Here is a 22989-nt window from a genome sequence, read left to right as displayed (position 1 = left end):
TCAGGGAGAAATTTCATGTCTGAACCCTTTTTAGGCGAAATCCGAATGTTCGCCGGCAATTTCGCACCGCGTGAGTGGGCCTTTTGTGATGGCCAGTTGCTCCCGGTGGCGCAATACGATGCCTTGTTTTCCCTGCTTGGATCCACCTATGGCGGCGATGGCCGGACGACTTTCGGCCTGCCGGACATGCGTGGACGGATTCCCCTTCATCAGGGAACGGGGCCCGGCCTCAGCCTCAGGCGTCTGGGCAGCAAATCGGGGACGGAAACGGTGACGCTCACGGTCAACCAGCTGCCCAGCCACGATCACAATTTCATCGCCAGCACGGCAGAGGCCGAAGACGTCTCCCCGCAAGAGGGTGTTCTGGCAAGCGTTTCCGGCTTCAACCCCTACAATACTGCGATCCAGTCGGTGTCCATGCACCCGGGAAGTATCGAGAACGCCGGCGGCAGCCAAAGCCACACCAACATGATGCCGAGCTTTTGCGTGAGTTTTATCATCGCATTGTTCGGAATTTACCCCAGCAGACCTTAGGAGCAGGCAATGTCTGAACCGTTTATTGCGGAAATCCGGATTTTTGCCGGAAACTTCGCGCCCAGAGGCTGGGCGTTTTGCGACGGCCAACTTTTGCCGATCGCGGAAAACACGGCCCTTTTCTCTCTGATCGGAACGACCTATGGCGGCGATGGCCGGATAACGACTGCGCTGCCCAATATGCAAGGCCGCGCGCCCATGCATCACGGCTTGGGGCCCGGGTTGACGGATCGGCGTCTTGGTCAACAGGTCGGCACACAAACCGTGCCGCTGACAGAAGCCCAGATGCCGTCTCATGGACATGCTCTGCGCGCGACCGACACGCGAGGAACACAGGGAAATCCCGCAAACACCACCTCTGTGGCCGCGACATTTCCGGTTGCCGCATTCAGTTCAGATGAGTCTTCCCCCGTCAACATGGCCCCCGAAACCCTGTCCGTAACCGGCGACAGCCAGTCGCATAACAACATGCAGCCCTATCTGGCGCTGAATTTCATCATCGCGCTGACGGGGCTTTATCCCACGCGCTCGTGACACGAACGCCGGGCTAGGAGCGCTCTTGAGAGGGGCTTGGCTATGAAGCTTCTGAGTTACGCCGAACTGCGGACCAAAGGCGCGGTGCTTTTCCCATGACGATGCACTGGCCCTTGTCGAAACGGACCCTGTCTTACAACATCTCTTACCGGTGCCTCGACGAGAGGGACATGCCGTTTCTACGACGTCTCTACCGAAGCACGCGGGCGGCCGAGCTTGCCCGTGTGCCGTGGAGCGAGGCTGAGAAGCAAGCATTTTCCGACATGCAATTCAACGCTCAGCATGCGCATTACAGGACGCATTATCTCGATGCCCTGTGGCTCATCATCGAGCGCTCCGGCCAGCCTGTCGGGCGCCTTTATCTGGAACGCTGGCCATCGGAGCATCGCATCATCGATATTGCGCTTTTGCCGGAAACACGCGGCATAGGCATCGGCAGCGCTGTTTTGGAAGATTTGATGGAGGAAGCGGCGAACAACGGGAAAGCCGTCGGAATTCACGTCGAGAAGATGAATCCTGCGATGTCCCTTTATCGCCGCCTCGGTTTCAAGACCGTCGAGGACAAGGGCGTTTATGACCTTCTGAAGTGGCACCCGGCGTCCTGAACGGGGCGCGCCTCCGGGGATCAGGTGAAAATAACTTCATATTGAAAGCCGATGGTTTTCTGGGCCACGGGCACCAAAAAGAAATCGTGTTCGCCAAGTTTACTATGGGCGAAACGATAGATCGCCTGCGGCAGGAACGGCTCGCTCGGCCCCTGCCAGAGCAACGAGAAGGCACCGCCATCCCGCAGGCCAGCCCCCACGGCCATGACCTCCATCAGTTTCAGGTCGATGACGTTGGGTCCAGCGGAGACGGCGAAAACCTCGCCCTCAAGCGGCGAGAAATCGTCAATCGTCAACTGCTCAAGTGTGGGCATCACATCACCTTGCAACAGGGTCAAAGCACGCGCGAAGCGATCCGCAACAGAGATTGCATCTCCTCGCCAGATTAACGGTTTTTCTCGTGCAACGCGATGTCTTTCATCGATGATCTGACCCGGTGCCGGTTCCGTGGTGATTATCCTGTCTCCAGGGCCACGAAACTCGGCAGCGGGTCAGAAGCTCAAACCTCCCCGAAAATGGTCAAGAGCCGGGGAACACCGCGCATTGTCAGAAACGATACTTGAACAACACTTGCAGCGATGTGCTGGTGGTATGCCCCACGCGTTGCGCCAAGACCTTCGCGTTCAGGTCACGCATCCCGTCTTCGGAGCGCGTGCTCAGTCCGAATTCTCCCCCCCCGCCACAGCTTTGTTCACTCTCTGCGGCATCGACCCGCTCGCAGACCAGCCGCGGCGCGAAGCTGAGAAGGTTGTTGCTGGTCGCAACCGACAAGCCATCCAGCGGCACGCGGAACTCAGGCCGGAAAGTCAGGTTCGCGATGGAGACGGTCCCGGCGTCGAGAGACAGCGAGTCATCCACCTCTCCATAAGCGCGCCCGGTAAAACCAACCGTGCCGATCCAGGTCCGACCGTAGGAAAAGGCCAGTTCGGGCCGGATCTCGAAGCCGTCGCGCGCGATCACCCCGCTCAGCGCCGTGCCAAGCGTGGCCGTGCGGGTGGTATAATCACTGCTCAGGCTCAGCACATCATTGGCGATATCGAGATTGTTCCGCCCCGCACCGAGGGTGATGAAGCCATCCAGATAGAGCCCAGGAGCAAGCCGCTTCACGGCATAGCCCCCCACCGTCAGCCCAAGCCGGCTATCATGCCCGTCAAAACTGCCTTCAATGCTGGAATGCGCGATTTCACCCCCGAAGAAATATCCGAGCAGCGTATCTTTTGTCGTCAGCCGCTCCCAGGCAATGCGACCAGTGATCGTCGCGGTGCTCGATCCCGTCTCACTGTCGTGCTGGATATCGAGATCTCCCAAAAAGAGCCGCCGCGCCCCCTCGCCCCTGCTGTTTTGCTGGAAGAAACTGCCGCTGGAGCTCAGGCGCCCGTCGAACACCTGCAATCCCCCGGAGAAGCCGAATGGCACATCGCCGGAGGAACTTACACGACCGTCATCGCACGCGGAGCCATCCCCCGCGGCCTCAGACGTCCCGCTCAGCCCGCAAGCGGCATCTTCCCGAGACATCCGGATGAAGCGCTCGCGCGCATCACGGGTCATCCGCTGGTTCGCGGCAACCGCGCTGCGCAAGGACCGTTCCGCCTCATCCTGGACGATGTCACGGATCACCTCCTTGGAGCTTTCGAACTCCGAGGCCGGGCTGCCCGTGTTCAGTTCCAAGACATTCGAGGCCAAGTTCGGGTTGCCCATGCTATCGGTTGTCACGCCCGCTGCAACGCTGATCCGAACGGTCTGGCCAACGATCGGGTCGATGGTCGCGCTATAGCTGGCGCCCGAGCCGCTGATTGCCGTGACGCTCCCTTGCTCAACGGTGACATCGGAGAGAGCGAGCCCGTTAACCGGCTTGCTGAAGCTGATGGCCACAGAGAATGCCGAGGTGACCGTCCCGCTCGGTCCGGTGATCGAGGTTGTGGGAAGGCTGACGTCCTTGGCGGCGGTATCTGTCGCGGCCGCGCCGGTGTTGCTCGCGCTGTCGGTCAGCGTGGCCGAGAGGGTGAGCGTGCCATCGCCGAGCCCCGAGACATCAATCCCGGTGATCGTCTGGCTCGCCGCGGTGATCGTGCCCGAGCCGGTCACTGCCGTGCCGCCGCCCGAAGAGGAGATCGTGTAATTATAGGTCGTGCCAACCACGGCCCCGGCGAAGGTGAAGGACACGGCGCTTTCATTGGCTGAAGTGACCGGGTCCTGATCGAGCGAGACCGAATAGCCCGAGGGCGCCGAAACGTTCTTCACGATGGTGGCGGTTGCAACCACGCCGATGTTGCTCGCGCTGTCGGTCAGGGTGACAGAGAGGGTGAGCGTGCCATCGCCCAGCCCCGAGACATCAATCCCGGTGATCTGCTGGTTCGCCGCGCTGATCGTGCCCGAGCCGGTCACCGCCGTGCCGCCGCCCGAAGACGTGATCGTGTAGTGATAGGTCGTGCCGATCGCGGCCCCGGCAAAGCTGAAGGAAATGGTATTCTGGTTGGCGGAGGTCACCGGTTCCTGGCCCAGGCTGACCGTATACCCCGAGGGCGCCGCAGTGTTTTTGGTGGCGGTGTCGGTCACCGCCGCGCCGGTGTTGCTCGCGCTATCGGTCAGCGTGACGGAGAGGGTGAGCGTGCCATCCATGAGCCCCGAGACATCGATCCCGGTGATCGTCTGGCTTGCCATGGTGATCGTGCCCGAGCCGGTTACCGTCGTGCCGCCACCCGAAGAGGAGATCGTGTAATCATAGGTCGTGCCAACCACGGCCCCGGCAAAGGTGAAGGACACGGCGCTTTCATTGGCCGCAGTGACCGGATCCTGATCGAGCGAGACCGAATAGCCCGAGGGCGCCGAAACGTCCTTGGAGGCCGTATCTGTCACCGCCGCGCCGGTGTTGCTGGCGCTGTCGGTCAGCTTGACGGAGAGGGTGAGCGTGCCATCACCGAGCCCCGAGACATCAATCGACGAGATCGTCTGGCTTGCCGTGGTGATCGTGCCCGAGCCGGTCACCGCCGTGCCGCCACCCGAAGACGTGATCGTGAAATCATAGGTCGTGCCAACCACGGCCCCGGCGAAGGTGAAGGACACCGCGCTTTCATTCGCCGCAGTGACCGGGTCCTGATCGAGCGAGACCGAATAGCCCGAAGGTGCCGAAACGTCCTTGGAGGCCGTATCTGTCGCGGCCGCGCCGGTGTTGCTCGCGCTGTCGGTCAGCGTGACCGAAAGGGTGAGCGTACCATCGCCAAGCCCCGAGACATCAATCGACGAGATCGTCTGGCTTGCCGTGGTGATCGTGCCCGAGCCGGTCACCGTCGTGCCGCCACCCGAAGACGTGATCGTGAAATCATAGGTCGTGCCAACCACGGCCCCGGCGAAGGTGAAGGACACCGCGCTCTCATTTGCCGAAGTGACCGGGTCCTGATCGAGCGAGACCGAATAGCCCGAGGGTGCCGAAACATCCTTGGAGGCCGTATCTGTCGCCGCCGTGCCGGTGTTGCTCGCGCTGTCGGTCAGCGTGACCGAGAGCGTCAGCGTGCCATCGCCAAGCCCCGAGACATCAATCCCGGTGATCGTCTGGCTCGCCGTGGTGATCGTGCCCGAGCCGGTCACCGTCGTGCCGCCACCCGAAGAGGAGATCGTGTAATTGTAGGTCGTCCCGGTTTCTGCCCCGGCGAAGGTGAAGGACACGGCGCTTTCATTCGCCGCAGTGACCGGGTCCTGATCGAGCGCGACCGAATAGCCCGAGGGCGCCGAAACGTCCTTGGAGGCCGTATCTGTCGCCGCCGTGCCGGTGTTGCCGCTGTCGGTCAGCGTGACGGAGAGGGTGAGCGTGCCATCGCCGAGCCCCGAGACATCGATTGACGAAATCGTCTGGCTCGCCGTGGTGATCGTGCCCGAGCCGGTTACCGTCGTGCCGCCGCCCGAAGACGTGATCGAGTAATTATAGGTCGTGCCGGTTTCCGCCCCGGCAAAGGTGAAGGACACAGCGCTTTCATTCGCCGCAGTGACCGGGTCCTGATCGAGCGAGACCGAATAGCCCGAAGGCGCCGAAACGTCCTTGGAGGTGGTGTCGGTCGCCGCCGTGCCGGTGTTGCTGGCGCTGTCGGTCAGCGTGACGGAGAGGGTGAGCGTGCCATCGCCAAGCCCCGAGACATCAATCGACGAGATCGTCTGGCTTGCCGCGTTGATCGTGCCCGAGCCGGTTACCGTCGTGCCGCCGCCCGAGGACGTGATCGTGTAATTATACGTCGTGCCGGTTTCCGCCCCGGCAAAGGTGAAGGACACCGCGCTTTCATTCGCCGCAGTGACCGGGTCCTGATCGAGCGAGACCGAATAGCCCGAGGGCGCCGAAACATCCTTGGAGGCCGTATCTGTCGCCGCCGTGCCGGTGTTGCCACTGTCGGTCAGCGTGACGGAGAGGGTGAGCGTGCCATCGCCAAGCCCCGAGACATCAATCCCGGTGATCTGCTGGTTCGCTGCGCTGATCGTGCCCGAGCCGGTCACCGTCGTGCCGCCACCCGAAGAGGAGATCGCGTAATCATAGGTCGTGCCGGTTTCTGCCCCGGCAAAGGTGAAGGACACGGCGCTCTGGTTCGCCGAAGTGACAGGATTCTGATCGAGCGAGACCGAATAGCCCGAGGGCGCCGAAACGTCCTTGGAGGTGGTGTCGGTCGCCGCCGTGCCGGTGTTGCCGCTGTCGGTCAGCGTGACCGAGAGGGTGAGCGTACCATCACCGAGCCCAGATACATTGATCCCCGAAATCGTCTGGCTCGCCGTGGTGATCGTGCCCGAGCCGGTCACCGCCGTGCCGCCGCCCGAAGAGGAGATCGTGTAATCATAGCTCGTGCCGGTTTCTGCCCCGGCGAAGGTGAAGGACACCGCGCTTTCATTGGCCGAAGTGACAGGATTCTGATCGAGCGAGACCGAATAGCCCGAAGGCGCCGTGGCGTCCTTGGAGGTGGTGTCGGTCGCCGCCGTGCCGGTGTTGCTGGCGCTGTCGGTCAGGGTGACGGAGAGGGTGAGCGTGCCATCGCCAAGCCCCGAGACATCAATCGACGAGATCGTCTGGCTCGCCGTGGTGATCGTGCCCGAGCCGGTCACCGTCGTGCCGCCACCCGAAGAGGAGATCGTGTAATTGTAGGTCGTCCCGGTTTCTGCCCCGGCGAAGGTGAAAGAAACGGCGCTTTCATTGGCCGAAGTGACAGGATTCTGATCGAGCGCGACCGAATAGCCAGCGGGCGCCGAAACGTCCTTGGAGGTGGTGTCGGTCGCCGCCGTGCCGGTGTTGCTGGCGCTGTCGGTCAGGGTGACGGAGAGGGTGAGCGTGCCATCGCCGAGCCCCGAGGCGTCAATCGACGAGATCGTCTGGCTCGCCGTGGTGATCGTGCCCGAGCCGGTCACCGCCGTGCCGCCGCCCGAAGACGTGATCGTGTAATCATAGGTCGTGCCGGTTTCTGCCCCGGCGAAGGTGAAGGACACCGCGCTTTCATTGGCCGAAGTGACCGGGTCCTGATTGAGCGCGACCGAATAGCCAGAGGGCGCCGCGGCGTCCTTGGAGGTGGTGTCGGTCGCCGCCGTGCCGGTGTTGCTGGCGCTGTCGGTCAGGGTGACGGAGAGGGTGAGCGTGCCATCGCCAAGCCCCGAGGCGTCAATCGACGAGATCGTCTGGCTTGCCGTGGTGATCGTGCCCGAGCCGGTCACTGCCGTGCCGCCGCCCGAGGACGTGATCGTGTAATTATAGGTCGTCCCGGTTTCCGCCCCGGCAAAGGTGAAGGACACGGCGCTTTCATTGGCCGCAGTGACCGGGTCCTGATTGAGCGCGACCGAATAGCCCGAGGGCGCCGTGGCGTCCTTGGAGGTGGTGTCGGTCGCCGCCGTGCCGGTGTTGCTGGCGCTGTCGGTCAGGGTGACGGAGAGGGTGAGCGTGCCATCGCCGAGCCCCGAGGCGTCAATCGACGAGATCGTCTGGCTCGCCGTGGTGATCGTGCCCGAGCCGGTCACCGCCGTGCCGCCACCCGAAGAGGAGATCGTGTAATTATAAGTCGTGCCAGTTTCTGCCCCGGCGAAGGTGAAGGACACTGCGCTTTCATTGGCCGAAGTGACAGGATTCTGATCGAGCGAGACCGAATAGCTAGAGGGCGCCGCGGCGTCCTTGGAGGTGGTGTCGGTCGCCGCCGTGCCGGTGTTGCTCGCGCTGTCGGTCAGGGTGACGGAGAGGGTGAGCGTGCCATCGCCAAGCCCCGAGGCGTCAATCGACGAGATCGTCTGGCTTGCCGTGGTGATCGTGCCCGAGCCGGTCACTGCCGTGCCGCCGCCCGAAGAGGAGATCGTGTAATTATAGGTCGTCCCGGTTTCTGCCCCGGCAAAGGTGAAGGACACGGCGCTTTCATTCGCCGCAGTGACCGGATCTTGATTCAGCGCGACCGAATAGCCCGAAGGCGCCGTGGCGTCCTTGGAGACCGTATCTGTCGCCGCCGTGCCGGTGTTGCTCGCGCTGTCGGTCAGCGTGGCCGAGAGGGTGAGCGTGCCATCACCGAGCCCCGAGACATCAATCGACGAGATCGCCTGGCTTGTCGTGGTGATCGTGCCCGAGCCGGTCACTGCCGTGCCGCCGCCCGAGGACGTGATCGTGTAATTATAGGTCGTGCCAACCACGGCCCCGGCAAAGGTGAAGGACACCGCGCTTTCATTCGCCGCAGTGACCGGGTCCAGATTGAGCGCGACCGAATAGCCCGAAGGTGCCGTGGCGTCCTTGTAGGCCGTATCGGTCGCCGCCGTGCCGGTGTTGCTGGCGCTGTCGGTCAGCGTGACCGAGAGGGTGAGCGTGCCATCCAAGAGCGCCGCGGCATAGATCCCCGAAATCGTCTGGTTCGTCGCGGTGATCGTGCCCGAGCCGGACATTATCGGGCCGCCGCCCGAAGACGTGAGCGTGAAATTATAGCTCGCGCCGATTTCCGCTCCGGCGAAGGTGAAAGACACGGCGCTCTGGTTCGCCGAATTGATCGGGTCCTGATTGAGCGAGACCGAATAACCCGAAGGCGCAGTGGTGTCCTTGGAGGTGGTGTCGGTCGCCGCCGTGCCGGTGTTGCTCGCGCTGTCAGTCAGCGTGGCCGAGAGCGTCAGCGTGCCATCACCGAGCCCCGAGACATTGATCCCCGAAATCGTCTGGCTCGCCGCGTTGATCGTGCCCGAGCCGGTCACCGCCGTGCCGCCCCCCGAAGACGTGATCGTGTAATTATACGTCGTTCCGGTTTCCGCCCCGGCGAAAGTGAAGGACACGGCGCTCTGGTTCGCCGACGTGACCGGGTCTTGATTGAGCGAGACCGAATAGCCCGAGGGCGGGGTCGTATCAGAGACCCCGTAGTCAACACTTGGAAGGCTGTTGACCATGCTTCCCGCTGCCCGGGTGACGGTGAAAGTGTAGGGCAGAGAATTTGCCGTGCCGCTGACCGTCAGGGTGCAGCTCGACGCTGTCTGGCAACTGTAGCGTGTGCTGTCGAGCTGCGAGCCATTGCCAGAAAAGCTTGCTGTGACCCCCCCCCCTAACACCACCTCATAGACAGTATCGGCGCCGACGATGTCCGCAATGATGACGATTTCTTCCGATCCAGTGAAATTCAGGTCACAGGTTGGCGAACCGTTCAACTTCATGGAGAGATAGTCGGTATTGGTGTTAAACGTGGTCGGGGAGCACGCATAAGTCGCGGCATGGGCCGTTCCCCCCAGAGCCAGCGTGATCAGAGCAAGAGCAACCGAAAGAAAGACGGAAATAGGGCGCACGAAAAGGCTTCCTGTCTGGGGTCCTGAGCCTGCACGAAACGCGCTCCTGGACGGTTTAAGATGATTAGATCACACGTGATCGTTAATGAAGTGTTAACGCCGGGCCAGCAATCATATGACCGATGCTTTCCAGCTTGAGCAAATTCAAAGGGAAGCGCCCAGGGCCCCCGTGGGTAAGCGGCGAGTCCGGGCATGCAGCCGGTCAGATTGCGTATTTCAGACCGGGTAAATCTACAGCGGCGGTTCACCCCAAGTTATCATAAAATAAAAACACGCAAAGACTTAATGCTGAGCATGGCGCCCGGCTTTCGTCGTTCCAAAATCTTGTCAACAGCTGGCCAAGGTTTGTCGCGCCCCCATCGACAGCGCGGATAATCGTCGCCGGAGGCATCCGTCACTTCGGAAGATCCACCCGGAACCGCCCCATCTGATGCAACCGCTCGTGCAGAATCGTCACGATGCCGACCTACCCGTTCGACAGAAGCCGCCCGTGCGCGATTTGATGCGGTGCCGGCAGGTGAAACCGTCGCCCTCGAACTCGGGCGGGGCGGGGCATGACGCGGTTCAGGAGAGCAACCCGGATGCGGGTCTCGGCGGTCTGGCGGTCGGGGGCCCTCGATCTGACGGGAGGGGGGCCGGGCAAACGGCGCAGGCCGATGCCCGAGCGCCTTCAAAAGCGCGAATCGAGCGCGAGCGTCACCACGGGGCGTTGGCCGTCTTCCAGCATCAGCCCGGTGGAAAGCGCGCCCCTGAGCTGCTCGATCTTGCGCGTGTAGCTCAGCTCCAGCGCGACAGTGTGGCGCGCGCGCGTTGCACTGGCGTCGATTTCGGCGGACCATTGGCTCTCTTCATCGGCATCCTGACCAAAGAGGCCGAGGCCGAGGCCGAAGCCGCAGGCGCTGCCCTGCTCGATCCCGCCTTCGCACAAAAGCGAGGGAGTGAGGGTGAGCAGATAGGGCAGGTTTTCCGCCTCCCGCAGGGCGTTGCTGAACTCCGTCTCAAGGAAGAGCCGCCAGTTGCCCACGGCGCCCAGCCCGAAGCCGCCGGTTTCCGAATAGACGCCCTGCGTGGCCGTGACCGAGACATTCGCGCTTGGCGCATAGGCGAGATCAAGGCCGAGCCGCGGTGTGACCAGCCAGCGGTCGGTGCGGTATTGCCGCGACAGCGCCCCGCCTGCGAGAACCGCGAAGTAGCTGTAATCACCCTTCGCATGGATCGTGAGCGCGCGCGCAAAATCAAAGCTGAAGCTGTGCCGCCCCGCTGCCGCGCCGAGGTAATAATCGAACATCCCCTCGCCGGCGATCCGCCGCGCGCCGTAAATCCCGCCAAAGAGGCCAAGCCCGTTGATCGCCCCTTCCGCCGTGCCCGCAGATACCGCTGAATGGCTGCCGTAAACCCCGAAGAACCGCCCGTTCAGCCGCATCTCATCGGGCATCCGTTCCAGCCGGTGGGTGTAGCTGAACAGGGCCTGCGTGCCAAAACCGCTCCGGCGTGCGCCGGAGAATTCGAGCGTGTCGATCCGCCATTCGCGGCGCTGGCAGTCATAATGCTCGCGCGCATAGCCGCCATTGGCCGTCATCTGCCCGTTGGCGATCGAGACCGTCAGATCGCTGTCCGGGTCGGCCGGATCCGGGCAACCTTCCGGCACACCCGCCCGCAGCCGCGCCGCCGCGCCCTTGGAATAGCCCGAGAACGAGTCGCTCAGCCGCGCCAGCGTCTCTTCCAGATCGTCGCGCAGGATCTCGCGCAGTTCGAGGCGGATTTCGTCGATCAACCCGTCCAGCGCCACCACCGTCGCCGTGCCATTGCCGGCGCCGAAGGTTTCGTTGCCCGTCGGGCTGCTCTCAAGCTCCTGCGTCCCCCCCCAGGCATCCACGCCCGTCAGCGTCGCCAGGTTGTCGATCTGCTTTTGCGCCAGAAGCTGCGCATCCAGCGTGACAGTCGCGGTCCAGACCCAGGTTTCGCCCGGATCGAGCACGCCGTCATCGCTGACGCCAGCTTTCGTCACCAGCGCCTCATCCGTGGTGAGCGGGTCGTCGAGCACCGGTGCCGTCAGCGGCAGCGCCCCCCCATTTTCCGCCGTGATCGTGTAGCGGATCACGTCCCCCACCTGCGCCGGGCTCGACAGATCGCTCACATCGGCGGTCTTGGTCAGGCGCAGCGCGGTGGCCACCCCGGCGGGGTCGAGCGGGATGTGGTTGTGGATCACCCCTTTCGAAAGCGCCGCAGAATTGGTCCAGTCCGGGAAGCTCATCACGAAGGCAAGGTAATGCGTGGTCTCTTGCCCCGTGGCGGGCGCGCTCGAGAACGGCACGACCGCCTCGACCCCAAGCCCGATCGCAGGCACAAGGGCGCTCGTCTGTGCCGGCAGCAAGGTCGAGGTCTCATATCCCGGCGCGGTGACTTGCAGCGTGTAGGTGCCGCTTTGCGCAGGCGATTGCAGCAGGAAGGAATAGAGCCCGTCTGCGCCCGTGACCACATTGTTGGCATCCCCCGTGCTTGCAAGCCAACTGTCGGGCACGGCGGCGCCGTTGAAGAGCAGCGTGACGGTGGCGCCCTCGATGGGAGACCGCGTCACCGCGTCATAAATCACCCCGCTCGGGTCGACCATCACCGCGTCGATGCCGGTGACCGCATTGTTCTCTCCGGGCACGATGGTGATGCCACAAACCTCGTCGCCATTCGCATCGGCGCCTTTTGAGGTGCCGGTGGTGGCGAGCACAGCTTCGTTCTCGGAATGCTCAAAGCTGACACAGAATTCGCCGGGCTTGAGGCCGATGAAGCTGTATTTGCCCTGTGCATCGGTGGTGACTTCGGCAATCAGCGCGCCGGTGGTGGCATCGATCAGTTTCACGATCGCCCCGGCCACGAGGCCGCTCATGTTGGCCACGCTGCCGCCGATGGAACCCAGGAAGGTCACCGTCACCGCGTCATTGTCGCGCGCGGTGCCGGAGAGGTCCGCAACCTGGGTGGCGGCGCCAAAGGTGCCCTCAGCCGTTGCCTGGTTCGAAACATAACCAAGAAGCACATCGCCCGCCGTCACCGCATAATGCGCGCTGAAGGTCGCGCTGTCGCTCGCCCCCGGCGCAAGGCTCGCGAGCGCGGCGCCCCCCACAGTGACGAGCGGGTCGGTGACGGTAACGTTTGTCAGCGTCACGGCGCCGGTGTTGGTGACGGTGAAGGCATAGGCGATGGTGTCGCCCGCGCTCACGCCGGGCGTGCCATCGTCATCGAGCAGCGTCGCGGTTTTGACGAGCGCGATCCCGGCATTTGCCGCAAGCGACATGACGGTGGCATTGTCATTCTCTGGCGCGGTGCCCGAGGTATCGCTCACCGCGGCATTCGTGGGGTCTTTGGCACTCACCGTCGCGGTGTTCGAGACGCTGCCCGCATCCACATCGGCCTGCGTCAGCGTATAGCTGGCGGTGAAGCTGGTTGCATCCGAAGCACCTGCGGCCAAGCTTGCGAGCGGCCCGCCCGAGACGGTGACTTTCGGGTCACTGACGGTGACGTTTGTCAGCGTCACGGTGCCGGTGTTGGTGACGGTGAAGGCATAGGCGATGGTATCGCCCGCGCTCACGCCCGGCGTGCCATCGTCATCGTGCAGTGTCGCGGTTTTGACGAGCGCGATCCCGGCATGTGCCGCAAGCGGGGTGACGGTGGCACTGTCGTTCCCCGGCGCGGTGCCGGAGGTATCGCTCACCGCGGCATTCGACGGGTCTTTGGCACTCACCGTTGCGGTGTTCGAGACGCTGCCCGCATCGACATCCGCCTGCGTCAGCGTATAGCTGGCGGTGAAGCTCGTCGTGTCGGAGGCGCCCGCGGCAAGGGAGGCGAGCGGGCCGCCCGAGACGGTGACCTTCGGGTCGGTGATGGTGACATCGGTGAGCGTCACGGTGCCGGTGTTGGTGACGGTGAAGGCATAGGCGATGGTGTCGCCGGCGCTCACGCCGGGCGTGCCATCGTCATCGTGCAGCGTTGCGGTTTTGACGAGCGCGATCCCGGCATTTGCCGCAAGCGGGGTGACGGTGGCGGTGTCATTGCCCGGCGCGGTGCCGGAGGTATCGCTCACCGCGGCATTCGAGGGGTCTTTGGCCGTGACGGTCGCGGTGTTCGAGACACTGCCCGCATCGACATCCGCCTGCGTCAGCGTATAGCTCGCGGTGAAGCTCGTCGTGTCCGAGGCGCCCGCGGCCAAGCTTGCGAGCGGCCCGCCCGACACAATGACCTTTGGGTCACTGACGGTGACGTTTGTCAGCGTCACGGCGCCGGTGTTGGTGACGGTGAAGGCATAGGCGATGGTATCGCCCGCGCTCACGCCCGGCGTGCCATCGTCATCGTGCAGCGTTGCGGTTTTGACGAGCGCGATCCCGGCGCTCGCGGTGAGCGGGGTGACGGTGGCATTGTCATTGCCCGGCGCGGTGCCGGAGGTATCGCTCACCGCGGCATTCGAGGGGTCTTTGGCGCTCACCGTCGCGGTGTTCGAGACGCTGCCCGCATCGACATCGGCCTGCGTCAGCGTATAGCTGGCGGTGAAGCTCGTCGTATCCGAGGCGCCCGCGGCAAGGGAGGCGAGCGGGCCGCCCGAGACGGTGACCTTCGGGTCACTGACACTGACATCGGTGAGCGTCACGGTGCCGGTGTTGGTGACGGTGAAGGCATAGGCGATGGTGTCGCCCGCGCTCACGCCCGGCGTGCCATCGTCATCGTGCAGTGTCGCGGTTTTGACGAGCGCGATCCCGGCGTTTGCCGCGAGCGGGGTGACGGTGGCACTGTCGTTCCCCGGCGCGGTGCCGGAGGTATCGTTCACCGCGGCATTCGACGGGTCTTTGGCCGTGACGGTCGCGGTGTTCGAGACGCTGCCCGCATCGACATCCGCCTGCGTCAGCGTATAGCTTGCGGTGAAGCTCGTCGTGTCGGAGGCGCCCGCAGCCAAGCTTGCGAGCGGCCCGCCCGACACAATGACCTTCGGGTCACTGACGGTAACGTTTGTCAGCGTCACGGTGCCGGTGTTGGTGACGGTGAAGACATAGGCGATGGTATCGCCCGCGCTCACGCCCGGTGTGCCATCGTCATCGTGCAGCGTCGCGGTTTTGACGAGCGCGATCCCGGCGGGGGCGGTAAACAGAAATTCGCTTGCGTCATCCACCGTGTTGCCATCGGTGTCGTCGCCATCATCTGTGGTATCGAAGATTTCGTTGCCGCCCGAGGGGGTTGCGCCGACGCTGGCGCTATTGCGCACCCCGCCCTTGTCGATATCTGTATTTGTGAGCGTATAGCTGGCGGTAAAACTCGCGCTATTGCCTGCGGTGAGGCTCGCGATGCTCGCGGGCGCGAAATCCGCTGCGCCGAAGCCGGAAATCGTGGTGTTGTCGGCCCGGCGCATCGTATCGGAAGCGATGCGCAGCCCGCCCAGCGGCACGGTGCCATCGTTGAAAACGGTGATCGTCCAGCCGAGCCTGTCGCCTGCGCTTGGTCCGCCGGAATTGTCCACATCGCTGAAAACAGAGGTTTTCTCGGCATGGAAGGCGATCACGTCATCATCGGTGATGGTGCCCGTTGCGGTCACGCCGCCGAGCGCAAGCTGATAGGTCTCGTTCGACTCAACAAGATAATCCTGCGCCCCGGCAACCGTGATGGTGAAGCTTGAGACCCCGGACGGAACACTCAGCGTGCTGCCCGAGAGCGTGACCCCGTTGGAAAAGCTGAGCGCGCCGTAATCGGAGGCGCTCGTTGTCTGGTTGGTGAGGGTCAACGTGAAGCTTTGAACCGCGGTCGTGGCCGCGGAAAGCGTCACGGTATGGACGAGGTTCGTCCCTTCTGCGGCGCTCGCACTGCTGATCGTCGAGACCGTTGCCGCGGCGCTGATGCCGAAATAGGCGTCAAGCTGTTCGGCAATGGCGGTGCCGGTGGCGTTGGCCGAGGCCGAGACCGTGGTGCCGTTGATATAATTGCTCTGGTAGGTCGCGGCGTTGCCGATCACCACGAGAAAACTGGTGGTGTTAAAGAAATTATGGAGCGGAGATCCCGTTTCCGCGACGAAGGTCACGGCGGAGATGGTTGTCGATCCGGTCGGGGCCCGGCGGTTGAAGTAGCCGCGCGATCCAGCGCCGCAGATGGCGGGCTCGTCGCAAGTCACCCATCCGTAAAGAACGCCCGAGCTGAGCGAGTTCACGAAGGTGGCGCTATCCGGGTCGGAGGTAAAGACCGCATTGGCGCCGGGATTATAATCGCCCAAGCTGTCGAGCAACCGAATGTTGCTGTTCACGCCATCGGCGGAATAGAGATCGAGGATGGAGAAATTTGCGGCCTGCGCAGGCAGCGCGGTAGCGGCAAGGCCAAGCACCAGAAGAGTGATCCGGGCCAGAGAACGGGCGAAACTCGTGAACAACATGAACAACACGCTCCAGAACGCGATGCCTCTGGATAGCTCTGAGAGGTGAAAGAAGCCTTATTTCCTTTGATCGCGCCAAAACTGCGAGAGAATGTCTCGATCGCGCGGGGCGGGGCAGGGGGCGCGGTTCTGGCAATTCGACGCGCGCCTCCATAAAATTTTGAAAATGATGGAAAATACGTTTTCAGTGGGACTGCGGGGCAAAACCTGGGCTGCTTTTCCGCATGACCGGGCGCAGCTTTTGAACAGGTTTCATAGCGAGCCGATGCACCTCCATTGCGTGGAGGCGCGCGGCGAGATCAAATCTGATGGGGGGGCTTTGGGCCGAATCGCGATAAGCATTCTGGACAAGACGTTTGGCGCCACATCATGTCCGGCCTGTCCTGTCGACGCCTCGCTCTTGCGGTTAAGGGGCGGAGTGCGCGCCAAATCCGGGCCGTGGCGCATCAAAGGCGCGCAAAAGCGCCTCGGGCCACGCGCCTCCGGGCTCTGCTGCGGCAATATCGCCGGAGGAAAAGCCTTTGAGGTCACGCAACCGATGCAGTAACTGTTGGAACCAGTGCAGATGGAGAACCCTCTCCCGTTCCGGTTTCTCCGACCCGCAGATCCAGCTATGCCGATCACGCCCTTCTATATCCTCGTTTTCACGCTCTCCTGTGGCTATGGCATCAGCTTGCCGTTGGTCGCCCTTGCCCTTGACGGGATGGGCGCCTCGACCCGGTTGATCGGCCTTTCGGCTGCGATGCCGGCGCTTGGCTGGCTCGCGGGGGTGCCGTTCCTGCCGATGCTGCTGCGGCGGGCTGCGCTCGACCGGCTCGGGCCCGGGCTGCTCGCCGTTGCACTGCTCGCCTGGGGCATGATGGCGATTTCGGACGATCCATGGGTATGGGTGGCGGCGCGGTTTTTATTCGGCGGGGCGTTGGGGCTGATTTATCGCCTGATCGAATACTGGCTCACCTGCACCGCGCCCGAGGCACGACGCGGCCGTGTGATCGGCCTTTACAATGCCACTTTTCTGAGCGGCATTATCCTGGGCTCTGCGCTGCAACCGCTGATTGGCACGGGGGCGAGCGGCTTTGGCGTGGTTGCGCTGCTGCTTGGGCTCGTGGCGGGGGCCTTCGCGCGCAACCGGTTCCTGTCGGCGCCGACGGTGGATCTGCGCTGGCATCCGCGCGACCTTGCCCCCCCGGTGCGCCTTGCGCCGCTCGCGATGGCCGCGGCACTTGTTTATGCGATGTTCGAAGACATTCCCGCCTATCTGCTCTCGCTTTTCGCGCTGCACAGTGGCATGGGCGCGGGCGTGGCGGCGCTGACGCTTTCGGTCTGCGCGCTCGGGGCGCTTTTGGGAACGGTGCCGGTGGGGATGCTCTCGGACCGGATCGGGCGGCGCCCGGTGCTGATCCTGTCGGCGGGGGTCGGGCTGGTGGGGGCGCTGGGGCTGCCGTTTCTGGCAACCGCGTCGGCAACGCTGTTCCTCGCCGGGCTGTTTGTCTGGGCCTTTGGCATCGAAGGCATTTTCGGGGTCTCGCTCGCCTTGCTCGCCGATCGGTTCGGTGGCGAGGATTTGCTGCGCGCCAATGTCACCTATGGCATGGTCTATGCCGCGGGCGCGTTGATCGGGCCGATCTATGCCGCCACCTTGATGCAGGCGATGGACCCGCAAGGGGTATTCTTGGCGGCGGGGCTGTTGTTTGCGACGCTGATCGTGGTGGCGCTCCCGCGCAGGAGGCCGCGATGAAAACGCAATCCCTGTGCGATCTGGCCGAGGCGCTGGCCGCGGCGAAAGACCCGTTCGCGCCGTTCGAGAGCTATTTGCAAGCGCGCGGCGGTTGCGGCTTCTTTTACGGCTTCACCGCGATTGCCAGTGACCTGCTCCAGTTGAGCTATACCGACGGGGTGCATTACCGCCACAATTATTGCCGCGAATGGGAAGATGCCGTCGGCGCGGAGTCGCTGATCGACAATGACTATTCGGTCGAGGCGATGGACCGGGGCGCGCGCATGGTCGAATGGATGCCCTCAAGCGACTATGGCTCCTTTCTTGAGAGCCTGACCCCGAAACAGCGCCACCAGTTCGAGATCGAATCGGATCTGGGCATGACCTATGGCGCCTCGCTCTTGCTCGACGGCCACCGGCTCGGGTTTTCAGGTATCGGGATCTGGTTTGAAACGCAGCCCTCGCCAGAGGCATTCCAGCGCGAATGGGCCCGCTTTGGCTCGGAGTTGACTGCCGCCTCGAACCTGCTGGATGCTGCGGTGCGGGGGGCGCGGCCCAATCTGCTTGTGCGGCTCTCGCCGCGGGAAATCGACTGTCTGAGTTGGCTTGCGCAGGGGCTGCGCCCCTCGGAGATCTGCTGGCGGCTCGGCATTTCGGAAAAGACGTTCGAGAAACACATTGCCTCGGCCAAGGGCAAGCTCAAGGCGCGCACCCGCGATCAGGCCTTGGCGAAGGCGGTGTTGCTGCACCTGCTGCCGTTGTAGCCGCACTGCAACATGGGGATTTTTCCCCAATAGGGGGCGCGGCCAGAAGTTGCTATCTCTCCCGCATTGGCGGGGAGAGTGGCCCTGCACCGAGTGTTTCCGAGGCATCCCGAGTATTACGTGTTCTTTTCTGTCACATCGTGCCCTGGTGCGGTGGTCGCGTTGTCCAAAGCAGCCGCGGAGTGGTGAGCCTCGCACCACTGATGGCTTTGCCGCAAAGCCCTGACATTGATGTGCGCGGCGCACGGACCCGGTTGGCCCCTCGCGCCCCTGAAGGCGCTGTTCGCGCGCCGCCCCGGTCTCAACGGCAGTGCCGCCGCGCCCGCAAATCGACAGGGTGACCGGGGCGGCGCAGGCGCGCCCCGGTCCTTTCTCAGGTGCGGCTCAGACCGCAGGCTTGCGATGTTTTGTGGCCTGCTCATAGGCATAAGCACATTGCAAAAGCTCCGCCTCGCTCCATTGCTTGCCCAGGAAGATCAGCTCGAACGGCGCGCCGGAGGCATAATACCCCGCAGGCACCGTCACACCGGGGAAGCCGCCGATATTGAGTTCGCCCACCGTGGTTTCGAGGATCGCATCGCCCGAATGCAGCCCCGGAAGCTCCCGCAGCATTTGCGGATAGGCCAGCGCATCAAGGTTGTGGCGGGCAAAGACCTCGTCCATCAGCCGCAGATAACGCGCTTTCAGCGCGGTAAACTCCGGCAGCGCGGGCGGCGTCTCGGGCGATTTCACCGCTTCGCGGAAATCGGCGAGTTCATTCAGATACCCCAAGATCGCCCCCGGCGCGAGCGGGTCTTCCGCCTTTGTCGCCTCGACAAATTCCGCCCAGCTTTTGAGCGCCGCCTTCGGCCCGAGCCGGCGCAGGTAGCAGGTCATGTCATAGGGGATCGATTCAAGCCCGCGCCCGTCAAAGAAGGGCGTGCCCGGGGTGATCTGGCGCAGCGATGCAAAATCGGTGCCCGCAAACGGGTCTTCGACCAGAATCGCGCCTGCCGCCTCAAGTTCGGATTTGGCGCGCTCATAAAGTGCCGCGGCTTCCTCGGACAGCGCATCCGAACGCCAGCCGGGGCCATAAAGGCCGATCCGCTTGCCTTTGAGCCCCTCCGGCGAGAGCCCGTCTGCATAGCTGCCCACCGGGGTCTTGCCGACCGAGGCGAGGGTTTTCGGGTCCTCGGTGGTGAAGCCTGCGAGCACATCAAGGCAGAGCGCGGCATCTTCAACCGTGCGCGCAATCGGCCCGACCACGTCACGGTTGCCCGAGAGCGGCACAACGCCCGCATTTGGCACCAGCCCGATCGTCGGCTTGATGCCCACAAGGCCTTGCGCCGAGGCCGGGTTCTGGATCGAGCCGCCGGTTTCTTCGGCAAGGCCCACCACCGCCATATGGGTTGCGACCGCCGCCGCCGTGCCCGCACTCGAGCCGCCCGGTGCGCGATCCTCGATCGCGGGGTTGATCGTCGGGCCAGCCCAGCTGTCATTGGCATGGGTGCCCGTCCAGCTCAGGATCGGCACGTTGGTCTTGCCCAAAATCACCGCATCGGCCGCACGCATCCGCGCCACCACCGGGCTGTCCCGCTCGGGCATCAGATCGACCCCGCCGGACGCGGCATGCAAGAGCCGCCAGCCCGCCGTTGAGGGAAAGCCCTTCATGTCCATCGGGTCTTTCACCACGACCGGCACGCCCGCGAGCGGGCCAAGCTGTTCCCCCGCCGCGCGGCGCCGGTCGATCTCGCGTGCCGTTTCCAGCGCCGCTTCGTTTTCAAAGATGATCGCATTGTATGTGCCGTTGAGCGCCTTGACCTGCGCCAGCGCGGCACGCGCCAGCCCTTCGGCGGTAAAGCGGCCATCCGCAAGCCCTGCGGCAATCTGGCGGATCGTGAGCGTGCCAAGCGCCGCGGAATCGAGTTCAGGCGTGGGTGTTTCTGTCATGGTCATGTCAGTCCTTTCCCGGCGCCGGGCATGGCGACGCCGTGGCCCGGACGCGAGGTCCGAACCTGTCAACGGGCAGACCAAAGCCGCGACCGGCAGCGGGCTGCACGGGGCGCGGAGCATCGGTCCGATGTGGAGATTCTGACGGCGTTGTCAGCTTGGTCCCGCCTCAAATGCGGCGGCTTTCCATATAAAGTCAGCAGCTTGCTGACACCCGGTGGCCCGGATACGCCGCCAAGGCGCATCGCCCGGAGGACCGGAGACAGCCAAATCCTGCGATCTGATCCGGCCTTGGTCAAGATCTAATCTTCGCGCCGCAGGCGGTGAAAACGGTATTTGACATTCGTTGAACTTTCGCATCTCCTCGCCGGACAAACCTTGAGCAGGGCGGCTCTCCTCCGGACTTTTGTCCGGGTGAGGCCGCCTTTTGCGTTCTGAAAGGGAAGCGTCTTGAGCAGCGATGAAACATGGCCGATCGGAATCATCATGTCCGAAACCGGGGTCACCGGCATGGTCGAGAAGACCCAGATTGCTGCGGTGAAGCTTGCCGTGGCCGAGATCAATGCCGCCGGCGGCGTGCTTGGCAAACCGCTCGCGCCGCTTTACCGCGACCCGGCCTCGACGCCCGCGCGCTACCGCGATTTCACCCATGAGCTTTGCGCCGAACAGGGCGTGCGGGTGCTGTTTGGCGGGCATATGTCGAGCACGCGCAAGGCCATGCTGCCGCTGGTGGAGGCCAAGGATGCGTTGCTGTTCTACCCCACGCTCTATGAGGGGTTCGAGTATTCGCGCAACTGCATCTACACCGGCGCCGCGCCAAACCAAAACTCGGTGCCGCTGGTGGATTACCTGTTCAACACCTTTGGCAAGCGCCTGATCCTGATCGGCTCGGATTACGTTTACCCCTATGAATCCAATCGCATCGTTGCCGACCTGTTCCGCTCCAAGGGGGGGCGGGTGATTGACGAGATCTATGTGCCGCTGGAGCTGCGCCAGCAAGACATTGACCGGATTCTGCAACGGCTCTACGAAACCCAGCCCGACATGATCTATTCCACCATCGTTGGTGACGGGATCGTCCGGTTTTATGAGGCGTTTCGCGCCGCAGGCTTTGACCCGCAGACCATGCCGATTGCGAGCCAGTCCACCTCTGAGGTGGATGTGATGCGCATGAAGCCCGGCACGGCCGAGGGCCATGTGATTGCCGCCCCGTTCTTTGACTCGCTGCAAACGCCGCAAGCGGCCGAATTCGCGCGCGTGTTCCGCGCCGCGGGGCTGTGCGAGCTGCCCGCCACCGCACCGGCCGAGGCGGCTTATCTTTCGGTGCATCTTTATGCGCGCGCGCTCGCCCTTGCGGGCGATGACCATATCGAGCGGGTGCTGCCCGCGCTTTACGAGGTGGCCTTTGAGGCGCCGCAAGGCCCGGTCCGGGTGGACCGGCTGACCAACCACACCTATCTCTGGCCGCGTGTGGCCCGGGTGCGCGAGAATGCGCCTTACGAGATTGTCAGCGACCCCGATCGCGCGGTGGCCCCTGACCCGTATCTGGTCGACGTCAACACCGGACCCGGAGAGCATGCGGATGCTGAGGGCCTGCGCCCCGCCCTCTCGATGATCGAGGAATGAGCGGCCATGTCCTACGCGTTTTTGAAAGAGCTTCGTGACCTTTCTGTCGTGGTCTTGCACCCGATGGACGAGGAGGGAATCGCGCTCACCGACCATTTGCGTCGCATCGGCTGCTCTCCGCAGTTGATCTGGCCGGTGCCCGAAAAGCTGCCTGAGCGCACAGATATCTTGCTCGTGTCGATTGACGGGCATCACCGCGAGCCGCTGCGCCGGTTCCTGCGGGCGATCCCGAACCCGGGGCCGACGATTCTCGCCATTGTCAGCTATGAAGACCCGGCAACGCTGCAACTGGTGCTGGAAAGCGGCGCGATGGCAGTGCTCGGGCGCCCGATAAAACCCTTCGGATTGCTCACGAATCTGGCGATCGCGCGCAATGCCTGGAAGCGGATGCAGGATCTCGCGCGCGACGCCCGCCGCTTCAAGCGCAAGGTGATGGGCGATCAGATGGTGAGCCGCGCCAAGACGATCCTGATGGCAGAACAGAATTTGCGCGAAGATGAGGCACATCGCGAACTGCGCGCCCGCGCGATGCAGCAACGCGTTGCCATAGAGGTTTTGGCGCGTGATTTTGTGGCCGCACATGAGGCCGCAAACGAGTCACACAGCACAGAAACAATCGCGCCGGACCCCGCTTCCGCCTATGAAATTGGCGAAGTTGTGAAAGCGGGGAAAAACTCGCCCCCGCGGCCCGAAAAGCCCTTGTCAGCGCGGAAATTGTCGCGCTAGGCTCTTTTCATCGGAGACGATCCCAGAGTTGGCGCCACGCGTGCCCTTGGCCATCCTCTCCTGCCACGCACCCCGTGGTCAGCTATAGGCAACGAAGCCCGTTTCGATCCACTCACCCGGATCCTGCGGGCCTTTTTGTTTCGACAACGCTGTCGACGACCTTTCCAGAAATGCGCACTCGCCGCCCCACCACCTCTGTCCCGTCAGAGGGGCTGGTTTGCTGCGCTAACAACAACAGGGAAACCTCATGAACATGAAACGCCGCCAGTTTCTTTCCACCGCTGCCCTCTCCGCCGGGGCGCTCGCTCTGCCGGGCTATCTGCGCAGCGCCGCTGCCGCGGGCGAGCCGATCCGCGTGGGTGCGCTTTACTCGCAAACCGGGGGGCTCTCGGTGGTCGAAAAAAT

Annotated in this window: 11 protein-coding genes; 7 read left to right on the top strand and 4 right to left on the bottom strand. The window is 63.5% G+C overall.

The features are described from left to right. Positions 1-15 precede the first annotated feature (15 nt). The 3 genes from ACFSM0_RS04940 (at position 16) to ACFSM0_RS04930 (ending at position 1673) form a co-directional block, all read left to right on the top strand. Entirely contained in the window at positions 16-534 is a 519-nt protein-coding gene (locus tag ACFSM0_RS04940) for a phage tail protein (RefSeq protein ID WP_377387911.1), read from the top strand. 9 nt (positions 535-543) lie between these two features. Then, entirely contained in the window at positions 544-1068 is a 525-nt protein-coding gene (locus ACFSM0_RS04935; protein ID WP_377387909.1) for a phage tail protein, read from the top strand. Positions 1069-1238: 170 nt separating this feature from the next. Next, positions 1239-1673, top strand: a complete 435-nt coding sequence (locus ACFSM0_RS04930) for a GNAT family N-acetyltransferase (protein ID WP_377387907.1) — start codon at positions 1239-1241, stop codon at positions 1671-1673. Positions 1674-1693: 20 nt separating this feature from the next. Here the strand turns inward: ACFSM0_RS04930 and ACFSM0_RS04925 are convergent, their stop codons facing one another. The 3 genes from ACFSM0_RS04925 to ACFSM0_RS04915 all read right to left on the bottom strand — a co-directional run bounded on the left by ACFSM0_RS04925 (position 1694) and on the right by ACFSM0_RS04915 (position 15822). Beyond that, positions 1694-1987 carry a DUF6916 family protein gene (locus tag ACFSM0_RS04925; RefSeq protein WP_377387905.1) on the bottom strand — a complete coding sequence of 98 codons (294 nt, stop codon included), beginning with the start codon at positions 1985-1987 and terminating at the stop codon, positions 1694-1696. A 232-nt stretch (positions 1988-2219) separates the two neighbouring features. Beyond that, positions 2220-9428 carry a hypothetical protein gene (locus tag ACFSM0_RS04920; protein WP_377387903.1) on the bottom strand — a complete coding sequence of 2403 codons (7209 nt, stop codon included), beginning with the start codon at positions 9426-9428 and terminating at the stop codon, positions 2220-2222. A 670-nt stretch (positions 9429-10098) separates the two neighbouring features. Beyond that, positions 10099-15822 (bottom strand): beta strand repeat-containing protein, encoded by a 5724-nt coding sequence (locus tag ACFSM0_RS04915; RefSeq protein WP_377387901.1) that lies wholly within the window; start codon positions 15820-15822, stop codon positions 10099-10101. A 613-nt stretch (positions 15823-16435) separates the two neighbouring features. On the opposite strand from ACFSM0_RS04915, the gene ACFSM0_RS04910 reads away from it, so the two are divergent. Both ACFSM0_RS04910 and ACFSM0_RS04905 read left to right on the top strand, forming a co-directional pair. Then, positions 16436-17560 (top strand): MFS transporter, encoded by a 1125-nt coding sequence (locus ACFSM0_RS04910; RefSeq protein WP_377387899.1) that lies wholly within the window; start codon positions 16436-16438, stop codon positions 17558-17560. Then, positions 17557-18303: a helix-turn-helix transcriptional regulator gene (locus ACFSM0_RS04905; RefSeq protein ID WP_377387897.1), complete on the top strand. Its 747-nt coding sequence runs from the start codon at positions 17557-17559 to the stop codon at positions 18301-18303. The genes ACFSM0_RS04910 and ACFSM0_RS04905 overlap by 4 nt, the downstream gene beginning before the upstream one ends. 384 nt (positions 18304-18687) lie before the next feature. Here the strand turns inward: ACFSM0_RS04905 and ACFSM0_RS04900 are convergent, their stop codons facing one another. After that, positions 18688-20238, bottom strand: coding sequence for an amidase (locus ACFSM0_RS04900; RefSeq protein WP_377387895.1), 1551 nt, complete (start codon positions 20236-20238; stop codon positions 18688-18690). A 444-nt stretch (positions 20239-20682) separates the two neighbouring features. Between ACFSM0_RS04900 and ACFSM0_RS04895 the strand changes: the two genes are divergently transcribed. Both ACFSM0_RS04895 and ACFSM0_RS04890 read left to right on the top strand, forming a co-directional pair. Beyond that, complete coding sequence (locus ACFSM0_RS04895; protein ID WP_377387893.1) at positions 20683-21858, top strand: transporter substrate-binding domain-containing protein; 1176 nt, start codon at positions 20683-20685, stop codon at positions 21856-21858. Positions 21859-21864: 6 nt separating this feature from the next. After that, the gene (locus ACFSM0_RS04890; protein WP_377387891.1) at positions 21865-22584 is read left to right on the top strand and encodes an ANTAR domain-containing response regulator; all 720 of its coding nucleotides are present in this window, start codon (positions 21865-21867) and stop codon (positions 22582-22584) included. The last annotated feature ends 405 nt before the right edge of the window (positions 22585-22989 follow it).

The organism is Rhodobacter lacus, assembly GCF_042683065.1.
In the GTDB taxonomy this organism is placed as follows: Bacteria; Pseudomonadota; Alphaproteobacteria; order Rhodobacterales; family Rhodobacteraceae; genus Rhodobacter; species Rhodobacter lacus.
This window is presented reverse-complemented; position numbering and strand designations above follow the sequence as displayed.